The sequence below is a fragment of the Erwinia sp. MYb416 genome (assembly GCF_037479575.1).
Taxonomy (GTDB): domain Bacteria; phylum Pseudomonadota; class Gammaproteobacteria; order Enterobacterales; family Enterobacteriaceae; genus Erwinia; species Erwinia rhapontici.
Genome location: NZ_JBBGYT010000175.1, coordinates 1 through 572 on the forward strand (window position 1 = coordinate 1; position 572 = coordinate 572).

Here is a 572-nt window from a genome sequence, read left to right on the forward strand (position 1 = left end):
ATATTGGTGCCGGTGAAGCGAAGAAGTATATGGACCTCTACTTTGAGCGTTACCCGGGCGTGCTGCAGTATATGGAGAGTACCCGCGAGCTGGCGGCAGAGAAAGGCTATGTTTCGACGCTGGATGGCCGCCGACTCTATCTGCCAGAGATTAAAGCCAGCAATGCGATGCGCCGTAAAGCGGCAGAGCGTGCGGCGATTAATGCGCCAATGCAGGGGACCGCAGCGGATATCATCAAACGGGCAATGATTGCCGTGGATGAATGGTTGAAACCTCAGACCAACGATGACGTGAAAATGATCATGCAGGTACACGATGAACTGGTATTTGAAGTGCGTGCTGATGCAGTCGATAGCGCATCAGCGAAAATCCGTGATCTGATGGAAGGCAGCATGAAACTGGATGTGCCGCTGCGCGTTGATATTGGCGTGGGTGACAACTGGGATCAGGCTCACTAAGTTCATCTTTCCTGTCCTGTGGGCTGATTTTTCTCATTCAATCAGCTCGCAGGATTGCCCCTGCTAACATTGTCGCTTTAAACGGTTCAGCACCTCGCTTCATTCCCTTCCGAC

At 52.3% G+C, this 572-nt stretch carries 1 protein-coding gene; it reads left to right on the plus strand.

Translation table 11 applies throughout. The annotated features are described in order from the left end of the window. Window positions 1-458, plus strand: a 458-nt coding sequence (locus WH277_RS01675; RefSeq protein ID WP_339504011.1) for a DNA polymerase, incomplete at its 5' end; no start/stop codon positions are given. Between the last annotated feature and the right edge of the window lie 114 nt (window positions 459-572).